This window comes from Shewanella maritima (assembly GCF_004295345.1).
Lineage (GTDB): Bacteria > Pseudomonadota > Gammaproteobacteria > Enterobacterales > Shewanellaceae > Shewanella > Shewanella maritima.
This window is the reverse complement of sequence record NZ_CP036200.1, coordinates 668,251-682,663: the sequence shown is the minus strand read 5'-3', so window position 1 is coordinate 682,663 and position 14,413 is coordinate 668,251. Positions and strand designations below refer to the sequence as shown.

General features: G+C 44.4%; 15 protein-coding genes. 12 read left to right on the top strand and 3 right to left on the bottom strand.

Annotated features, from left to right (window positions below; all coding sequences use genetic code 11):
- Positions 1-549 precede the first annotated feature (549 nt).
- From EXU30_RS02960 to flgA, 3 genes are all read right to left on the bottom strand, one after another.
- The gene (locus tag EXU30_RS02960) at positions 550-975 is read right to left on the bottom strand and encodes a flagella synthesis protein FlgN (protein WP_130597745.1); all 426 of its coding nucleotides are present in this window, start codon (positions 973-975) and stop codon (positions 550-552) included.
- Between the two features lie 80 nt (positions 976-1,055).
- Entirely contained in the window at positions 1,056-1,391 is a 336-nt protein-coding gene (gene flgM, locus EXU30_RS02955) for a flagellar biosynthesis anti-sigma factor FlgM (RefSeq protein WP_130597744.1), read from the bottom strand.
- A gap of 74 nt (positions 1,392-1,465) precedes the next feature.
- Positions 1,466-2,212, bottom strand: coding sequence for a flagellar basal body P-ring formation chaperone FlgA (gene flgA, locus EXU30_RS02950; protein ID WP_130597743.1), 747 nt, complete (start codon positions 2,210-2,212; stop codon positions 1,466-1,468).
- A 450-nt stretch (positions 2,213-2,662) separates the two neighbouring features.
- On the opposite strand from flgA, the gene EXU30_RS02945 reads away from it, so the two are divergent.
- The 12 genes from EXU30_RS02945 (at position 2,663) to flgK (ending at position 14,404) form a co-directional block, all read left to right on the top strand.
- A complete protein-coding gene (locus EXU30_RS02945) occupies positions 2,663-3,583 on the top strand; it encodes a chemotaxis protein CheV (RefSeq protein ID WP_130597742.1) in 921 nt (306 codons plus the stop codon).
- 50 nt (positions 3,584-3,633) lie between these two features.
- Positions 3,634-4,467, top strand: coding sequence for a CheR family methyltransferase (locus EXU30_RS02940; protein ID WP_130597741.1), 834 nt, complete (start codon positions 3,634-3,636; stop codon positions 4,465-4,467).
- A 174-nt stretch (positions 4,468-4,641) separates the two neighbouring features.
- The gene (gene flgB, locus EXU30_RS02935) at positions 4,642-5,040 is read left to right on the top strand and encodes a flagellar basal body rod protein FlgB (RefSeq protein WP_130597740.1); all 399 of its coding nucleotides are present in this window, start codon (positions 4,642-4,644) and stop codon (positions 5,038-5,040) included.
- Positions 5,041-5,042: 2 nt separating this feature from the next.
- Entirely contained in the window at positions 5,043-5,459 is a 417-nt protein-coding gene (gene flgC, locus EXU30_RS02930) for a flagellar basal body rod protein FlgC (protein WP_130597739.1), read from the top strand.
- A 27-nt stretch (positions 5,460-5,486) separates the two neighbouring features.
- Positions 5,487-6,266, top strand: coding sequence for a flagellar hook assembly protein FlgD (gene flgD / locus EXU30_RS02925; RefSeq protein WP_130597738.1), 780 nt, complete (start codon positions 5,487-5,489; stop codon positions 6,264-6,266).
- A gap of 70 nt (positions 6,267-6,336) precedes the next feature.
- A complete protein-coding gene (gene flgE / locus EXU30_RS02920) occupies positions 6,337-7,701 on the top strand; it encodes a flagellar hook protein FlgE (RefSeq protein WP_130597737.1) in 1,365 nt (454 codons plus the stop codon).
- 246 nt (positions 7,702-7,947) lie between these two features.
- The gene (flgF, locus tag EXU30_RS02915) at positions 7,948-8,691 is read left to right on the top strand and encodes a flagellar basal-body rod protein FlgF (protein WP_130597736.1); all 744 of its coding nucleotides are present in this window, start codon (positions 7,948-7,950) and stop codon (positions 8,689-8,691) included.
- A gap of 12 nt (positions 8,692-8,703) precedes the next feature.
- Positions 8,704-9,492 carry a flagellar basal-body rod protein FlgG gene (flgG, locus tag EXU30_RS02910; protein ID WP_130597735.1) on the top strand — a complete coding sequence of 263 codons (789 nt, stop codon included), beginning with the start codon at positions 8,704-8,706 and terminating at the stop codon, positions 9,490-9,492.
- 9 nt (positions 9,493-9,501) lie between these two features.
- The gene (gene flgH / locus EXU30_RS02905; protein WP_130597734.1) at positions 9,502-10,176 is read left to right on the top strand and encodes a flagellar basal body L-ring protein FlgH; all 675 of its coding nucleotides are present in this window, start codon (positions 9,502-9,504) and stop codon (positions 10,174-10,176) included.
- 9 nt (positions 10,177-10,185) lie between these two features.
- Complete coding sequence (locus EXU30_RS02900) at positions 10,186-11,283, top strand: flagellar basal body P-ring protein FlgI (RefSeq protein WP_130597733.1); 1,098 nt, start codon at positions 10,186-10,188, stop codon at positions 11,281-11,283.
- 29 nt (positions 11,284-11,312) lie between these two features.
- A complete protein-coding gene (flgJ, locus tag EXU30_RS02895) occupies positions 11,313-12,488 on the top strand; it encodes a flagellar assembly peptidoglycan hydrolase FlgJ (RefSeq protein ID WP_130597732.1) in 1,176 nt (391 codons plus the stop codon).
- Positions 12,488-14,404 carry a flagellar hook-associated protein FlgK gene (flgK, locus tag EXU30_RS02890; protein WP_130597731.1) on the top strand — a complete coding sequence of 639 codons (1,917 nt, stop codon included), beginning with the start codon at positions 12,488-12,490 and terminating at the stop codon, positions 14,402-14,404. Before flgJ ends, flgK begins: the two co-directional genes overlap by 1 nt.
- Positions 14,405-14,413: the final 9 nt, after the last annotated feature.

Below are 14,413 nucleotides of genomic sequence, written 5' to 3'. Positions count from 1 at the left end.
AATAAACATAGAACAATTATTGTACTTAACAAGAACAGCATCATTGGTCCATGTTTAATGAAATAGCCCTTTAAGGTGGGTAAGTTGATCGCGAAAAACTATGCTCTATACATACTAAACTCTAAGCAAGCCTACGGTTCCTTATGCGTTGGTTTGTAATTCTCAGTTTATTTTTTAGCAGTACATCTTGTGCTGCAGATACTATTGGGTGGTTTGATTTAGCTCCAAAAGTAGTCCACAACGATATTAAGTATTACGCCTACAAAGTTGTGAACTTACATAATGACGTTGTACCTGCTCACAAGTTTACAAGACTTCAGGGGATGCGTGACCAAGAGGAACTCCATCAAGTGTTCCACGAGATGAACAATCAGCATATTTGTAGTGGCATAATGTAAAGCACTGGCAAACAGAAAAGAGGGAGGAATAAGTAACAGTTTAATTTCTGCTATCGAGCCTTATGTTTTTTAGGCCATCCATAACTGTTATTTCAATAAAAAATAGAGCCCACTAGGGACTCTATCAATCAACTCATCTGTAAAACTTACTTTAAGCCTTAAAGTTACTGCCTAAGGTCGAAATCGTAGAGGTTTTACCTTTGTCGGTATATGTCATGCTTGATGAATTACGGCTGGCATGTAGGGCTTGGGAGAAACGATTGAGACTTGCCATGCTCAGTTCAATGAGTTGAGCATTTTCGCTGTTTAGCTGTTTGCATTCATCTAGCAAAGCCTTTGCATCTGTGACTCGCTGAGCGAGTACTTGCTCATCGACCAACATTTGCTTATCTGGGTGAGTGGCTAGAGTTTTGTCTTGTTCTTGCAGAGAAGTAAGGCATTGCTGCTTTTGCTGTGCGAGCTTTAGCAGTTGGTCCGCATCTTGAGCGATAAGCGCTTCTTTTTCTGCGGATATAATAGTTCGCAGCGACGTCAGGGTAGCGTGCTGTAGGGAAAGCAAATTAGCAATTTCTGTCATAGGTTACTCTTAGTTATGCCTGTCTATGCCCATGTGAAACACGTGAGCTAAACAATAATCTTTAGAGTAACGACAAACGATTACTCTTCGTTTAAATTCAGGCCGTCGAGCTGGGCTTCGAAACTAGCAATGTTTGCCGCTAGTTTTTCAGGGTCTACTTTATAGCGACCTTCTGAAATTGCTTGTTTGATTTCAGCAATCTTAGCCTGATCAACATCTGGTAATGCTGCCATTTTACTTTGTGCGCTTTGTAAACCTTGAGCTTGCGAAGTAATGCTTACTGAGTCACCTTTGACTGCAGAGCTTGCCTGCTCAGTTTTAGCACCGCTGCCAGCATCTTGGCTTGCTTTTGCTTGACGAGAAGTCTGCAAAGGCGTGCTGGTGGCCGTTTTTAATTTGTTAATGTCAATTGCCATAATAGGCTCCAACGTAAGTGATGAGGTTTCCCAATAAGGCTATCGGCCAGTAGAAAAATAACTTTAGAATTATTTTACATTTTAACTTCTACTTCGCCAATGCCAATCACTTGCGCATCTAACTGTTTGTTAGAGTTTGTATTTTTGACTTTGATCACATCGCCTATATTACCATCACGCATGGCTTCGCCTGTGGTTTTTATTTGTAGCGTATCGGTTTTCGCCCAAATAGAAATTGCATCGCCTTTGCATACGAAACAAAGGCTACGCTTTAACAGCGGTGAGCCTTGACTGGTTTTGCGTTTAACTCTAGTGCCAACAAGCTCATCGATGCTCGAGTAATATTCACCGCGAAGGCTGTATTGATCCATGTACGCCAGAGTGAGTTGGCTTGATGACAATACCGTTTTTGGTGACAGCACTTCTTTGGCCACGACAACCGGATATTCAATCGCGACTCGCACGGCGACATAGATTTGCCATGGGTAAGCAAGGTCGGGGCTATCGCAGCTAATTTTTACCGTATTAGTACGCGAGATTTCTCTATCTGTTGCCAGGTTTGCTGAAATCGGTTCATAGCATCTTGGTGGTTGCTGGCGGCCTTCTAGGTTTTGCGGCGTAATCGTTACTTTTGCATTGGGCTTTGGCGCAATTTTTTTAGAAATCACCTCTTTAGCTAACATATCTATGGTCGATAAGTTAGGAGTAACGATGCTTTGCTGAGCCTCACCTTTATTTGCTTCGTTTGCCGGTGATTGATTGGCACTTAACGGCAAGGTATGGGTTATCAGCAAACAAAATAATAAAATTTTTACTTTCATAATGAAGATACTAGCGAGTTTTGCCAGATTACACCTATACTCTTTAAATGTTATTCAAAAATAATAACTTTGGGTTTAAATTTCATGTTTTGCATGAGAATTGAACATTTGTTGCAACACGCTGCTCGGCAAAATGTAATTACACTACTTTTGAGTTGATTTTGCGCAAGTTTGCGATAAGTTTGTGAACAAAGTTAATGAATCAAAGTTAATTTTGAAATAGGATTCCCTGTTGGGCATTAGCATTAATTAAGCAAAAACTATGCCCAGCTATGTAGTCAGTTTTTTGGCAAATGTCATTCATGTTCATGATTGCGCTATTTGAACATTCGTCGTTTAGTTAGTTATGGCGATGACCGTTGAGATAAAAACTTGCAACCACGTGAGAAGACAAAGCTATTTGGCTGGTGTCGCCATTGAGTAACACATTAACAACAACAAGGCAGTGTTATGTCGAGTATTCTTGAGTCTGTAAATAAACGTACGCAACTGGTTGGTCAAAATAGATTAGAACTGCTGCTGTTTAAATTAAATGGTCGTCAGCGCTTTGGGATTAACGTCTTCAAAGTGAAAGAGGTGCTGCAGTGTCCGCCGCTCACGAGTCTGCCAAAATTAAATTCTTATATTAAAGGTGTTGCCCATATTCGTGGGGCAACCATTTCAGTGATTGACTTAAGTGCGGCAACAGGTGGCCGTCCGTTAGAGTCGACTGAAAACTGCTTTATTATCATTTCTGAATATAACCGCAGTGTTCAAGGCTTCCTAGTGAGTTCAGTCGAGCGCATTATTAATATGAACTGGGAAGCGATTATGCCGCCGCCACAAGGTGCGGGTCGTTACTCATACTTAACTGCAGTGACAGAAATTGAAAATGAGCTCGTCGAGATTTTAGATGTAGAGAAAATCTTAGATGAAATCTCACCAGTAAAAACTGCTATTAGTGAAGAAGTTGACGAAACACTGACTATAGACCGTGAGCAGAACTACCACATTATGGTAATTGATGACTCTGCTGTCGCACGTAAGCAGATTATTCGCTCGCTTGAGTCATTGAACTTACAGATTGATACTGCAAAAGACGGTAAAGAAGCGTTAGATAAGCTTAAAGCAGTTGCTGAGGAGATGACGGATGTGTCTGAAGAGATCCCGCTTATCATCTCAGACATCGAAATGCCAGAGATGGACGGGTATACATTAACGGCAGAAATCCGTGATGACCCTAAACTGAAGAACATTAAAGTGGTACTACACACTTCATTAAGTGGCGTATTCAATCAGGCTATGGTTGAAAAAGTTGGCGCTAACGACTTTATTGCTAAGTTTAACCCTGACGAGCTCGCCGAAGCCGTTAACAAGCACCTGAGTGTATAAGTTATTAGTTTGAACATGGGCAGGGATAGCTCTTAATTTAGGAAGTAAATGTGACTAATAAATCACTTGCTGAATCAGAGTATAATCAATTTAGGCTTTTCTTAGAGCAGCACAGCGGAATTGTGCTCGGTGAGAACAAGCAATATTTGGTGCGAAGTCGACTAGCGCCGTTAATGGGTAAGTATAACTTGCCGTCTTTATCTGAAGTGGTTAAACGTTCAATGAAACCTACCGAGCGGCAAATGCGCGCCGAGGTGATTGATGCTATGACCACCAATGAAACCTTGTGGTTTCGTGACCGATACCCATTTGAGTTGCTACAAAATACTTTACTGCCGAATTACGGCAAGTTAGGCAGACCGTTGAAAATTTGGTCTGCGGCTTGCTCTTCAGGCCAAGAGCCATATTCGTTAGCTATGACTGTGCTGGAGTATCAGCAACGTAAGCCTGGTGCATTATCGGGCGGGGCGTCAATTCAAGCGACTGACTTGTCACCATCAATGCTAGAGCGGTGTAAAGAGGCTGAGTATGACAGCTTAGCATTAGCTCGTGGCTTGTCTGAAGAGCGCAAGCGTCAGTTTTTTGATGCTTTGCCATCGGGCAATATGAAGGTTAAAGCTAATGTGAAGCGCCTAGTCAATTTCCGCGCTCATAATCTTCTTGAAAGCTATAGTTTGTTGGGTAAATACGACATTATTTTTTGTCGTAACGTATTGATTTACTTCGCTCCTGAAGCAAAAGCTAAAATACTGCGGCAATTTGCTGCCGCTTTGAACCCAAAAGGGATTCTGTTTTTAGGGGCTTCTGAGTCAATTGCTGGATTGACTGACGAATTTGACATGGTGCGTTGTAATCCAGGGATTTATTACCAAAAGAAATCTTAATTTTATAATTCAATAGCTTAATATATTTTTTTCTTGTGACACGCCACGTACGTTTGTTCGTGGCGTTTTTATTGCACGCCAATTAACCTCCCGCCATCGTATTACTTTATAGTCTTTAAAATTGTTGGCACAGCCTTTGCTTTTATTCCAATAAGCGTTAAAGGAGGCAATTTTATGGCGATTAATTTTGATAAAGCATTAGGAGTACACCAACACTCGCTCGGTATTCGTGCCCAGCGTGCTGAGGTACTTTCTAGCAATATCGCTAATGCCGATACTCCTCACTATAAAGCGCAAGACGTTAACTTTGAGGCGGCAATGAAAGCGGCAACTTCTCGCCAGAAGGGGCTATCAATGTCGCAAACGTCAGAAAAACACTTTGATCTTGCCGCATTAAGTCGTCAACACGTGCAGTACCGGGTACCAAATCAACCCGATACCGGAGACGGCAATACAGTTGATATGCAACAAGAGCAATCAGCCTTTATGCAAAATTCACTCGAGTATCAGATGTCACTTGGTTTTCTAGATGGCAAGTTTAAAGGCATGCGTAAGGCATTAACGGGGCAATAATTATGAGCTTATTTAATATCTTTAATGTATCTGGTTCAGGCATGTCTGCTCAGTCAGTAAGACTCAATACTACTGCCAGTAATATCGCTAATGCCGATTCTGTATCAAGCAGTATTGACCAAACTTATCGCGCTCGCCACCCAGTTTTTGAGGCCGAAATGAAAAAGGCACAGGGTCAACAAACTGGCAATCACAGCGTGAAAGTTGCGGGTATCGTTGAGAGCGACAAGCCGCTACTTAAAGAATTTGCTCCTGATCATCCTATGGCTGACAACGATGGTTTCATTTACAAGCCAAACGTGAATGTGATGGAAGAAATGGCAGATATGATTTCTGCGTCGCGCTCGTATCAAATGAATGTCCAGGTGGCGGATGCAACTAAGAATATGTTGCAGCAAACGCTTCGCATGGGTAAGTAATTTTAAGTCTTTAGTGGAGATTAAGTCGTGAGCATTATTAATCCTTACAGCCAATCAGTGCCGCAAGCAGCGGGTACGACTTCAAACACCTCTGCGGTTACGAGTGCCTCTGTTCAAAAAGAAACTGTGGTTACGGGTAACTCATATTTAGATGGTTTGCGCTTGCAAGAAGAAGTGGTACCAGAAAACAACAATGACCAGATGCTTAAGCAAGAAGACTTCTTTGCTCTGCTCAGTCAGCAGTTGTCAATGCAAGACCCATTCAAGCCAGTTGACAATGACCAAATGATTGCGCAGATGGCGTCGTTTTCAACGGTAGATGGTATCGCAAACCTTAATGAAGAGATTATTAACTTAAATACAGTAATGAGCTCAAGTCAGGCGCTTCAAGCCTCTGGCCTTGTTGGCCGTAAAGTACTTGTGCCTTCTGATACAGGTCATTTGTCGGCAGAAAGCCCTGAAGTGAAAGGGGTGATCACGACGCCTTCCGCAGTCGACACTATCACGGTTCGAGTTGAGGATGAGTCTGGTCAGACAGTAGCGACATTTGAAGTAGATGGCAGCGCCGGCGGTAACATCGACGTGTCATGGGACGGTTTAGATAAAAATGGGGAACCAGTACCTGAGGGACAATACTCGCTCAAGGCCACTGGTAATGTAGATGGTACTTCAGAAGAGCTGCCTGTATCGACTTATGCTCACGTGACCAGCGTGTCATTGGGTACAGCGTCAACAGGTGCAATTTTGAATTTACGTGGTATAGGCGGCATTAAATTGTCTGATGTGCTAGCGGTATCTGAAAGCTAATACATAACTTTTTAAGCATTGATTTGCTAGTCAGAAAGCTAGCTAAACGAAGGAATAACAGGGGTTTATTATGTCATTTAATATTGCATTGAGTGGTATTGCAGCAGCACAAAAAGACTTGAATACTACCGCGAACAACATTGCGAACGCTAACACGATTGGTTTTAAAGAATCTCGTGCAGAGTTTGCTGACGTGTACGCCAATTCTATTTTCTCCAACAGTAAAACAGCAGTTGGTGGTGGTGCGACAACAACGCAAGTGGCGCAGCAATTTCATCAAGGAAGCTTACAGTTCACTAATAACTCGTTAGATATGGCGATTAGCGGTGGCGGCTTCTTTGTGACGTCATCTGAAATTGGAACCCAGGACCATGCATTTACTCGTGCCGGTGCATTTAAAGTTGATACTAACAACTATATGGTCGACTCAGCGGGTAACTTCTTGCAAGGCTTCCCAGTAGATGAAGACGGTAATTCGACTTCGGTGAGCTTAACCACTACTCAACCGATTAAAATCCCTGATACTGCAGGTAGTCCTGTAATGACCTCTAACGTGGGTCTGCAGATGAACCTTAACGTAGGTGAGAGTGAGTTAGACCCTGCAGCGTTCGATCCAAATGACTCAGACACCTTTAATAGCTCTACCTCAGTGACCGTTTATGATTCGCTAGGTGAAGCTCACATTATGACCACTTACTTTGTCAAGCCTCAAGGCGGCTCGCATACAGGTGAGAGTAACTGGGTTGCATACTACGCAGTAGATGGTAAGCCGGTAAATATGACTGGTGGTACAGCAGGTACTTACCCACAAGATACAACCGGTGACGGTAACCCTGATTCAACGGGTACTGCGCAAACAACTGGTGGTTGGTCTGGTAGTGTTGTTAAGTTTAACGATGTAGGTGCATTTACTGGTACAGACCCTGCAGTACTCACAACTGAAGTGTTAGGTGTAAACGGTGCTGATGTATTGGGTCCTGGCGCTGATGGTTCACAAACAATTACGATTAACTATAACAACCCAACTCAGTATGCATCGCCATTTGAGGTAACAGAGTTAACTCAAGACGGCACCACGGTTGGCCGTTTGACGAATGTAAACATTGGTAGTGATGGTCTGGTTAATGCCAGCTACAGTAACGGTTCTAGTGTACCGCTTGCACGTGTTGCATTGGTACGTTTTGCTAACGAGCAAGGCTTAACTCAGGTGGGTAACACTTCGTGGAAAGCCAGCCTAGACTCAGGCCCAGCGCTTGCTGGTGAAGCAAACAGCGGCACATTTGGTAGCATTCGTTCATCAGCGCTAGAGCAGTCGAACGTTGACTTAACCACTGAGTTGGTTGACTTAATTTCTGCACAGCGTAACTTCCAGGCTAACTCGCGTACCCTAGAAGTGAACAACACCCTTAACCAAACAGTGTTGCAGATCCGCTAACTTCTATCTATCGTGTTGCCGCTTCCTTGCGGCAACACTTTTCCTTATTTTTGATGTCATTTTTCATTCCCGCTTCTCGCTAAGTTTTTGACTACTCCTCACTCGTCTAGTTACCGCTAATTTTAAATTAAATCAAACTATATCAATGTCTTATTTCGGTCGTTAAACATAACTTTGTTTTTGGCACGGCAGTTGCAGATATCTTTGCATTAAAGCAACTAAAGCAAAAAGTTTGACGGAGCGGTTATGGACAAATTTCTTTATGTCGCCATGACAGGGGCAAAACAAGGTATGAACGCACTTGCAGTGCGTGCCAATAACCTTGCCAACGCCAATACCGATGGCTTTAAAGCAGACATGAATCAGGCTCGCGCCATGCAAGCCTTTGGCGAAGGTATGCCTACCCGCGTGTTTTCTATGGCTGAAAGCCCTGGCGCAAACTTCAGAGAAGGCCCTATTCGCACCACAGGTCGTGATTTAGATATTGCCATTAACGGTGATGGTTGGATGGCGGTGCAAGCGCAAGATGGCAGCGAAGCTTATACCCGCGCGGGCAGTTTAAAGTTTGATAGCACAGGTTTGCTTGTTAACAGCTCAGATCGAGCGGTGATGGGAGAGGCCGGTCCTATCGTATTGCCACTGCCGATTGAAAAGGTTCATATTTCCGGTGAAGGCATTATTTCTGTACGCCCACAAGGTGCTACAGCTGAAGTGATTGAAGAGGTTGGCCGGATTAAATTCGTTAACCCAGGCAACGATCAAATGATGCGCGGTGATGATGGCTTGTTCCGTTTAGCTTCCGGTGAAGTTGCAGCAACAGACCCAACAGTGCGTGTTGAAAATGGCGCAGTTGAGGGTAGCAATGTTAATGCTGTTCACGAGATGGTTGAGATGATCAACATTCAGCGTCAGTACGAAATGCAAGTCAAGATGATGAAAAATGCGGAAGAGCTAGACCGCGCGTCATCATCATTATTAAGAATGAGTTAGGAGTAACAAATTATGCACCCAGCACTCTGGATCAGTAAAACCGGCCTTGATGCTCAGCAAACCGATATCTCTGTTATTTCTAACAATGTCGCTAATGCTAGCACTGTAGGCTTTAAGAAAAGCCGCGCTGTATTTGAAGACCTGCTATATCAGACTGTAAACCAAGCTGGTGGCGTTAGCGCTGACAACACCAAGTTGCCAAATGGTTTGAATATGGGCGCAGGTACTAAAGTTGTTGCCACTCAAAAAATGTTTACCCAGGGCAATATGCTTACTACTGACAATGCGCTGGATCTAATGATTGAAGGTTCTGGCTTTTTTGAAGTGCAGCTACCTGATGGCAATACCGCTTATACCCGTAACGGTCAGTTTAGTTTGGATGATACTGGTCAAATCGTGACGCCAGGTTCAGGGTATGTGGTTCAACCCGCAATCACCATTCCTGAAGATGCCACCAGTATTACGGTATCGTCGCAAGGTGAAGTGTCTGTGATGACCGCTGGCGCAACCGAAAGTCAGGTAGTTGGCCAGCTTTCTATGTCTGATTTCATTAACCCTGCGGGTTTAGACCCGTTTGGTCAAAACCTGTACACAGAAACTGGTGCCAGTGGTGCACCTATTCAAGGTACACCATCTGAAAACGGCTTAGGTGCCATTCGTCAAGGCGCGCTGGAAACGTCGAATGTAAACGTTACTGAAGAGCTGGTGAACTTGATCCAGTCACAACGTATTTACGAGATGAATTCGAAAGTGATTTCAGCGGTTGACCAGATGCTGTCTTACGTTAACCAAAACTTATAGAGGTGGGTTATGGGTAAGTATCTTTTTATGGGCACGCTGATATTGATGGTCGGCTGCAGCTCTACTCAAAATAAACCAATTCCGGACGATCCGTATTACGCGCCTGTGTATCCGGACGCACCGCCGACTAAGGTGCAAAATACCGGCTCTATTTTTATGGACGCCCATGCTTCAAGCCTGTATTCCGATATTCGCGCCCATAAGGTTGGCGACATTATTACTGTGGTGCTAAGAGAGTCAACTCAGGCAACGAAAAGCGCCAATAACGAGATGAAAAAAGATAACTCGATTGGTGTTGAGCCAGTTTATGCCGGTGGTAAAAACGTCACAGTCAAAGGCGTTCCAATTGATTTTCGCTATTCAGATAGCATGAACACCAAGCGTGAAGCCGATGCCGACCAATCAAACAGCTTAAACGGCAGTATCTCTGCCAATGTGATGCAGGTGCTAGGTAACGGTAACTTAGTTATTCGCGGCGAAAAGTGGATATCTATCAATAATGGTGATGAGTTCATTCGCGTGACTGGCATTGTACGTAGTGAAGACATCACTCCAGACAACACGATTGAGTCAACTCGCGTGGCCAATGCGCGTATTCAATATAGCGGTACTGGCACCTTTGCCGAGTCACAGCAAGTTGGTTGGCTAAGTCAGTTCTTCTATGGCAAATGGTGGCCATTCTAGGAGCAGCTTATGAAAACCAAATTGATTCTTTGTATCGCACTCATTGCGATGACATTAAGCTCATCCACTTTCGCGCAGCGACTAAAAGATATTGCCAACATCCAAGGTGTGCGTAGCAACCAACTGGTAGGTTATGGTTTAGTCGTGGGTTTGCCAGGTACCGGTGAGAAAACTCGCTATACCGAACAAACCTTTAAAACCATGCTTAAAAACTTCGGTATTAACTTACCTGAAAACGTTAACCCTAAGATTAAAAACGTGGCGGTAGTGGCTGTTCACGCTGAAATGCCAGCGTTTATTAAGCCAGGTCAAAACCTTGACGTTACCGTGTCAAGTTTAGGTGAAGCTAAGAGTTTACGTGGTGGCTCACTGCTGCAAACCTTCTTAAAAGGGGTTGATGGCAACGTGTATGCTATCGCGCAAGGTTCGCTGGTAGTTTCAGGTTTTAGCGCTGAAGGTTTAGACGGCTCGCAAGTTATTCAAAATACACCAACCGTGGGACGTATCCCAGGTGGCGCGATTGTTGAGCGCAGTGTCGCATCACCATTTGCCAATGGCGACCATTTAACCTTCAACTTACGCCGAGCAGATTTCTCTACTGCTAAAAGAACTGCTGATGCGATTAACGGGTTACTTGGCCCAGGTATGGCACGCGCGATTGACGCTAGCTCAATTCAAGTTAGCGCACCGCGTGATGCATCACAGCGCGTCTCTTTTCTTGCCACATTGGAAAACATTGAAGTCGAGCCAGCTGATGAATCAGCCAAGGTAATCGTTAATTCCCGTACCGGCACTATTGTTGTTGGCCAAAAGGTTAAGTTGTTGCCTGCTGCGGTAACACATGGTGGTCTTACTGTCACCATTGCTGAGGCAACTCAGGTGTCGCAGCCTAATCCATTTGCGGGCGGGCAAACTGTGGTGACCACCGAAAGCACCATTGATGTAGATGAAAGCGACAATCGTATGTTTATGTTCAATCCAGGCACGACTTTAGATGAGTTGGTTCGAGCGGTGAATTTAGTCGGCGCTGCGCCATCGGATGTATTGGCAATTTTAGAAGCACTAAAAATGGCAGGTGCTTTGCATGGTGAACTCATCATCATCTAAAAATTGTCGCTAAGGCAAATGGTATCACTATGGATAAGCTGTCAAATTCATCGCATTTTCTGGATCTAGGGGGCCTAGATTCACTGCGCGCCCAAGCCCAGAAAGATGAAAAAGGGGCTTTGACAGCAGCCGCCAAGCAGTTTGAAGGTATCTTTATTCAAATGCTGATGAAAAGTATGCGTGATGCCAATGCCGCCTTTAAGGCTGATAGCCCCTTTAACAGCCAGACTACCGAGTTTTTCGAGCAGATGCGCGACCAACAAATGTCGGTGGATTTATCTTCCAAAGGCATGTTGGGACTCGCAGAGTTGATGGTGCAGCAGTTAGACCCTGCATCGAGCAATGTTAAACCCGCATCTGTACTGCGAAATGGTACTGACAGCGATGTGACGGGTTTAGCAACTCAGGCGGTAGACTACTCGCGCAATAAGCTGCGAATTAATACGGCTCAGCCAGCCCAGGCTGATATAGATAACCTTCAAAATACAGGTTTATCTAGCAGTTTCCAGGCAGGTATTGCCGGGGCGCAAGCTGCAGGTTTTAACCCTGATGAAGAGTTTAATGCCCAACAGCAGATGCAAAGTATTTTGCAAGGCAATATTGGGGCATCACAAGCGCTTGCCACTAACTATTCATCAGCAATGAACGCTGGTTTTGGCGGCAAGCTACAAAGCGGCAAAAGCTTGCCTAATTCATCATCGTCTATGCAGGGTTTTGATAGCCCTGAGCAATTTGTTTCAACACTTTATCCATATGCCAAAAAAGCGGCGCAATCACTTGGCACTACGCCTGAAGTATTAATTGCCCAATCTGCGCTAGAAACTGGCTGGGGACAAAAGGTGATTAAAGGCGCTGACGGCGCGCCGAGCAATAACTTATTTAATATTAAAGCAGATAAGCGCTGGCAAGGCGACAAAGCGCAGGTTAGCACGCTGGAATATGAGCAAGGTGTTGCAGTAAAGCAAAAAGCTGATTTTAGAGTTTATGACAGCATTGAGCACAGTTTTAACGATTTTGTGGAATTTATTAGTGGTAGCGAACGCTACCAACAAGCAACGAATGTTGCCGCCAAGCCTGAGCAGTTTATCAAGGAATTACAACAAGCAGGCTACGCGACCGACCCACAATATGCCAACAAGGTAATTAGAGTCATGCAATCAGTCACGCAAAGTGTCAAGTCGATGTTACCTGGGGAGAATAACTAATGGCGGTAGATTTATTAAATATTGCTCGCACCGGTGTATTGGCTTCTCAATCACAATTGGCGGTGACTAGTAATAACATTGCGAACGTCAACACTAACGGTTATCACCGCCAAGTGGCGACCCAGTCTGCACTTGAATCGCAATATTTAGGTGGCAACTTCTTAGGCACGGGTAGCTACGTTAATGACGTAAAGCGTATTTATAACGATTATGCGGCGCGCGAGCTTCGTATTGGTCAAACTGCATCAAGTGCTGCGCAAACTAGCTATTCCAAATTAAGTGAGCTAGACCAGCTATTCTCTAAAGTTGGCTCTATGGTGTCGGGTGGCTTGAATAACTTCTTTTCCAGCATTAACAGTGTGGCTGATTTGCCTACCGATTTAGGTCTACGCAATAACGTCATCGACAGTGCAGGGCAGCTCGCAACCAGCTTGAACCAAATGCAGTCTTATATTGATGGTCAGGTTAAGCAAACCAATTCACAAATTGAGTCTATCACCACGCGCATTAATGAGATCAGTAAAGAGTTGGGCAGCATCAATCTTGAGCTGATGAAAACTCAAACTGAAGATCCACAGCTGCTTGATAAGCAAGACGCGTTAATTAATGAGCTAAGTGAATATAGCGCAGTGAATGTCATTCCACTTGAGAATGGAGCTAAGTCTATTATGCTCGGTGGCTCTGTAATGCTGGTGTCAGCTGAAGTGTCGATGACAATGGGCGTCACGCCTGGTGATCCATATCCAAATGAACCAAGACTGACAACTAGCTCTGGAAACAATTCTTTAGTGGTTGACCCAAGTAAACTTGGTGGCCAGCTAGGTGCTTTGTTTGAATATCGAGATGAGTCTTTAATGCCGGCGAGTCACGAACTTGGTCAACTGGCTTTAGGTATTGCAGACACTTTTAATCAAATGCAAACCAAGGGTTTTGATTTGAACGGAGAAGTCGGTGGTGACATGTTCCGTGATATCAATGATCCACTAATGGCAATTGGCCGCGCTGGTAGCTATAGCACCAACACTGGTAATGCGACGCTATCTGTCAACATTGATGACGTGGGTACGCTTACCGGTTCTAGCTACGAGTTAAAGTTCACCGCGCCAGCAACCTATGAGCTAACAGATACACAATCAGGTGAAGTCACGCCGCTTACATTAAACCCGCCAAGTGAGTTGGTAGGTGGTGCTGGTTTTACTATCAATATTGATGCAGGTGCAATGGCTGATGGCGATCGATTTGAAATTCGGCCAACAGCGAATGCGGCGAGCAGTATTGCAGTGACTATGACAGATCCTCGCAAACTTGCCGTTGCTGGCCCAACGATTACCGCAGATGAAAACAATACCTCTGCAGCAAGTGTGTCGCTAAATGGTATGGATCCAACGGCCGCTGGCTTTCCTGGCGTAGGCAGTGAAATTACTTTCCAGTTAAATACCGCCACTAATACTTATGAAGCATTTGATGCCGCAGGTACTTCGCTCGGTACAGGTACTTATACGCCACCTGAGGTGAACGCGTTTGGTATTAGTTTTGATGTAAGTAACACCAATGGTGCGACGGCTGAGCGTTTCAAGTTTGATTTGACTTTTGCTGAAGGTAACAACAATAACGCCATCGAGATGGCTAAGCTTGCCAACGAAAACCTAATGAATGGTGGCACAACCACGCTGACTGGCGTATTTGAAAACACCAAACTTGATATTGGTAGCAAAACCAAAGCTGCAGAAGTGCGCGTTGGTTCAGCTGATGCCATTTATCAGCAGGCATATAACCGGGTACAAACTGAATCTGGCGTAAACCTTGATGAAGAAGCAGCAAATCTACTGCGTTTTCAGCAAACTTATCAAGCGTCGGCTCGAATCATGTCAACTGCACAAACCATCTTTGATTCATTGATTGGCTCAGTTCGATAGGGGTAATTA

Excerpts from the sequence above, each read along its gene's own strand:
- flgG (WP_130597735.1), top strand. The coding sequence starts at position 8,704 with ATGCACCCAGCACTCTGGATCAGTAAAACCGGCCTTGATGCTCAGCAA.
- flgF (WP_130597736.1), top strand. The coding sequence starts at position 7,948 with ATGGACAAATTTCTTTATGTCGCCATGACAGGGGCAAAACAAGGTATG.
- flgC (WP_130597739.1), top strand. The coding sequence starts at position 5,043 with ATGAGCTTATTTAATATCTTTAATGTATCTGGTTCAGGCATGTCTGCT.
- flgA (WP_130597743.1), bottom strand. The coding sequence starts at position 2,212 with ATGAAAGTAAAAATTTTATTATTTTGTTTGCTGATAACCCATACCTTG.
- EXU30_RS02945 (WP_130597742.1), top strand. The coding sequence starts at position 2,663 with ATGTCGAGTATTCTTGAGTCTGTAAATAAACGTACGCAACTGGTTGGT.
- flgJ (WP_130597732.1), top strand. The coding sequence starts at position 11,313 with ATGGATAAGCTGTCAAATTCATCGCATTTTCTGGATCTAGGGGGCCTA.
- flgE (WP_130597737.1), top strand. The coding sequence starts at position 6,337 with ATGTCATTTAATATTGCATTGAGTGGTATTGCAGCAGCACAAAAAGAC.
- flgB (WP_130597740.1), top strand. The coding sequence starts at position 4,642 with ATGGCGATTAATTTTGATAAAGCATTAGGAGTACACCAACACTCGCTC.
- flgM (WP_130597744.1), bottom strand. The coding sequence starts at position 1,391 with ATGGCAATTGACATTAACAAATTAAAAACGGCCACCAGCACGCCTTTG.
- EXU30_RS02900 (WP_130597733.1), top strand. The coding sequence starts at position 10,186 with ATGAAAACCAAATTGATTCTTTGTATCGCACTCATTGCGATGACATTA.
- EXU30_RS02960 (WP_130597745.1), bottom strand. The coding sequence starts at position 975 with ATGACAGAAATTGCTAATTTGCTTTCCCTACAGCACGCTACCCTGACG.
- flgH (WP_130597734.1), top strand. The coding sequence starts at position 9,502 with ATGGGTAAGTATCTTTTTATGGGCACGCTGATATTGATGGTCGGCTGC.
- flgK (WP_130597731.1), top strand. The coding sequence starts at position 12,488 with ATGGCGGTAGATTTATTAAATATTGCTCGCACCGGTGTATTGGCTTCT.